Genomic DNA, 1,672 nt, shown 5'->3' on the forward strand with positions numbered 1-1,672 from the left:
AACTGGAGAAGACGCCGAAGCTCAAAGAGGCCGTGGCTGCGCTGTTGCCCTATGTGAAATCCAAAGCCGAATCAAAAGAAGAGAAAGACGACTTCAAGCCACAGGGCGTCGCCAACCTGCTGTGGGCCGTGGCGAAACTGGTGGAAAATGGGCTGAAACTGGAGAAGACGCCGAAGCTCAAAGAGGCCGTGGCTGCGCTGTTGCCCTATGTGAAATCCAAAGCCGAATCAAAAGAAGAGAAAGACGACTTCAAGCCACAGGGCGTCGCCAACCTGCTGTGGGCGTTAGCGAAACTGGTGGACAACGGGCTGGAGCTGGAGAAGACACCGAAGATCAAAGAGGTTGTGGCCGCTCTGTTGTCCCATGTGAAAACCAAAGCCGAATCAAAAGAAGAGAAAGACCACTTCAACACCCAGGCTACAGCGAACCTGCTGTGGGCCTTGGCGAAACTGGTGGATTACGGGTTGGAGCTGAAGAAGACAGCGCAGCTCAAAGAGGCTCTGGCCGCGCTGTTGCCCAATGTGAAAAGCAAAGCCGAATCAAAAGAAAAGAAAGGCCGCTTGAACGCTCAAGCTATCGTGAACCTGCTGTGGGCCGTGGCGAAACTGGTGGACAACGGGCTGGAACTTGAGAAAACACCAAAGCTCAAAGAGGTTGTCGTTGCGCTGCTGCCCTATGTGACAACCAACGCCGAATCAAAAGAAGAGAAAGACCACTTCAAGCCGCAGGAAGTCGCCAACCTGCTGTGGGCCGTGGCGAAACTGATGGGCAACGGGCTCGAGCTGGAGAAGACAGCAAAGCTCAAAGAGGCCCTGGCCGCGCTGTTGTACCATGTGAAAACCAAAGCCGAATCAAAAGAAGAGAGAAGTCAGTTCAATACTCAAGGTACCGTCAATCTGCTGTGGGCCGTGGCGAAACTGGGTGAGGCCATTGAGCCGAACCTGATTAAATTTACTTTCGATTTTCTTGTCGACAGAATCAGTAAAAACCCCCAACTCTCTCAGAAAGATATCAATGTCTCTCTGGGGAGTCATGGTATTCTGTGCCAGAGTTTATCTGGACTCAGGTAGCAATAATAAAAACCCGCTTGAAAAGCACATAGGTGAACTATTTTCTCGCCTGGGAAATACATTCCCGGACAATATAGAGGATCAATCCACCATTGCCATGGCCGCAGGTTGGCTTGGGAGAACGTGTCCGGTCACTCCTAATTACACGACAAGCACTTCACAATCTCAATCCACCTTCCGCGATCACCTCCAATGGAATTTTCCGTTGTTGAAGATTGAAGAAGAAAAGAGTCTGAACTCATTACCTCCGGTTGATCTGTTACTGCCAGATTACAATACGGTTATCGACATTCAGGGACCTTATCATTACGTCAGTGGTGATTTCAAAACCAGGAATGGCTCAACGTTGCTGAAAATCGCCCTGCTGCAGAAATTAGGATTTGAAGTTATTGAAATCCCGGTGAATAAGCTTGATAACCAGAATTCAATAAAAACGGTTATTGAGCAAATAAAGGCAAAGTTAGCTGTCCTGCCAGAGGCTCATGGCTCTGTGTCACTTAACAGCGGCGAGTGGGCGGTAGACGAGGCATATTTTACTGCCGATGATGGAGGGCAATTTTCAGATGACTGTTATTTTACCGCCGAAGAATATTTAGAAGAGC

General features: G+C 49.3%; 2 protein-coding genes. Both read left to right on the plus strand.

What is annotated here, in order from left to right; genetic code table 11:
• Positions 1-1,070, plus strand: a 1,070-nt coding sequence (locus J7439_RS25365; RefSeq protein ID WP_209204842.1) for a DUF1601 domain-containing protein, incomplete at its 5' end; no start/stop codon positions are given.
• The coding region (locus tag J7439_RS25370; RefSeq protein WP_209204843.1) for an RAP domain-containing protein at positions 1,015-1,672 on the plus strand (658 nt) is incomplete at its 3' end. The genes J7439_RS25365 and J7439_RS25370, both read left to right, overlap by 56 nt.

The sequence above is a fragment of the Salinisphaera sp. G21_0 genome, assembly GCF_017744115.1.
Lineage (GTDB): Bacteria > Pseudomonadota > Gammaproteobacteria > Pseudomonadales > Endozoicomonadaceae > Endozoicomonas.